General features: G+C 67.9%; 2 protein-coding genes. Both read left to right on the top strand.

The features are described 5' to 3' along the window. The coding region (locus tag VGR06_RS42215) for a DUF1684 domain-containing protein (RefSeq protein WP_327564884.1) at positions 1 to 267 on the top strand (267 nt) is incomplete at its 5' end. A 545-nt stretch (positions 268 to 812) separates the two neighbouring features. Next, the coding region (locus VGR06_RS42210; protein ID WP_327564883.1) for a hypothetical protein at positions 813 to 2,197 on the top strand (1,385 nt) is incomplete at its 3' end.

Raw genomic sequence — 2,197 nt, 5'->3', positions numbered from 1 at the left:
GCCTACACCTTCGACGTCGGCGACGAGTCCGACGACGAGTCCTTGTTCGTGCCGTTTCTCGACAGGACGAGCGGCACCGAGACCTATGGCGCCGGCCGCTACCTCGACCTCGATCCGGAGGAGGATGGCACGTACACGCTCGACTTCAACTTCGCATACCACCCCTCCTGCGTGTACGACCCTCGGTTCTCCTGCCCGTTGACGCCGCCCGAGAACCGGCTGCCGATCAGGATCGAGGCAGGGGAGCGGCTCGCACCGCAAACCTGAAGCGACGGCCGCGTGGATCTCATTGGACCTACCTCCAGTTGGGCGTCCGCGGACCTTGCCCGGGCTGCCGAGGGGCCTCGTGATGATTCGACGTGCGGTGCCGACGGCGCGAGCGTCATCGCGCCCCCGGTCGATCCCCGTGACATGTATCGGGCGCTGCGCCGCGTCGGCGGACGGCGACGAGCCACTCCCTCAACCTGATCAGCCACTGACTTACATGCGCGCCCTGAGGTCCGTCAACCGCGCGCCTGGGTCTTGCGCCTGGGACACCGCGGTAGTACTTTCGTACCACGTGTTCCCGCGGCCCTCGACACCGAGGGAACGCCGTCAGGGAGGCAGCTGACAAGGTGAGGTTGGTTGCCCGATGGCAGTACACCGCCCTGCTGGACAGCGTGGGCGAATGACGAAGCCAGTCCGCGACCGTCGGACCTTGGGCCCTCGGGTCATTGCTATTGCTGCCAGCGTCCAGGGCACGACCGAAGTCGCCTCGACGCGGTCCGTACTCCCGGGTGTCTACCCACCACGCGAGTTGGAGGGGCCAGAGAATGTCAGCTGACCATGCCGAAGAACGCGTGAAACTGAGCACTCGGCGCCGCGCGATCGTCACGCTCGCGGCGGCGGCAAGCGTCGCCGCTCTGACGGTCGGGGGCACCATGGCCTCCGTCTCCGCTAAACAGGGGAGCGCACCGTTCATCGACGGGCGCGTGATCGCGTTCGGCATTCCGGGCGCGTCGGCGCTCTCCCCGATCGGCAGGTTCCTTCCCGGTAGCCCGATTAACTCCAATCCCGAGCTGGCGGTCTTGACCCAGCCGGGTCGGGTGCTCGATCCGACCCGCATCGTCGTCGGGAGCCGCTCCAACTTCGGGGCGCCAAAGGCGAACGCCGATCAGTTTGAGGGCTCGTTTCTCTCGATCGACCCGCAGGGAGCCGGACTTGCCGTGCCGCCCACCTTCGCCAGCGCAGGGAATCAGGCTTCAGCGCTGGACGGGGCGGTCCAGATGTACAGCGCCCAGAGCCCGAACTGGCTCAACGGCATCTACAGCCCGGCCGCCGTAACGGCCAACCAAACGGGCGTCGCCAACCCGCTCGGCATGTCCATCAACAACGCCTTCGGCCGCTTGTGGCCCGCCAACGCCCCCTACGGGCTCGAAGGGCCCGGGTCGTCGTCGATCACCGACCCGGACGGCCGTCCGCTCAAGGGTGCGCCCAACCCGAGGACCGGCGGCGTCTATTTCGGCGACCTGACCGGCCGGCAGCCGGTACAGGTCATCCCCGGTGCGCTCTCTCAGGCCGCGGTCGGCACAGCCCTGCTCGGCCGATCGCCAGACGGCACCGGTCGCGCCGTCTTCGCCGTGGTCGTGGCAGACGGCAGTATCGTCCAGGAACACACGGAGAAGGCGCTCGACGGCATCGCCCCGCCCGGCACCGTGCAGCCGCTCGCGAATCGGTCCTGGCCCGCCCGCGACGCGGGTCATCCAGAGCGCCGCGTCCTCCCGCGCCTTGGCGCGATCGTGAACTACGCGCCCCACTTCACCCTGTACGTGAGCCAGCCGTTCGACAATTCGATCAAGGCCATCGACGTGACCGTCGGTGGCCCGACGGGCAACGAGGTCTTCATGCCCGGTGCCGCGCGTGTCATTCGATCGGCGGCCTTGAACCAGCCACTCGACCTGGCTCCGGTGCAGATCGAAACCGCGCACCCCGACCATGCCAGCAACACGACGATGCAACCGAACACAGATTTCTATGTCTGCAACCGCGGGAACAGCACGATCGTCCGGATGCGGCAGGACGGCACCGTCGTGGCCGTGCGCGAGGTGCGAGCCGCTCACCGCTCGCTCGGGCAGGCGCGCCTCAACGGGATCGCGACGTCGTCGGACGGCTCGAGGATCTGGGTGACCTACGTGGGCAAGCTGCCTGGTTCGAGCGA

Origin of the sequence: Actinophytocola sp. (assembly GCF_036002505.1) — a bacterium.
GTDB lineage: Bacteria > Actinomycetota > Actinomycetes > Mycobacteriales > Pseudonocardiaceae > DASYTH01.
This window is presented reverse-complemented; position numbering and strand designations above follow the sequence as displayed.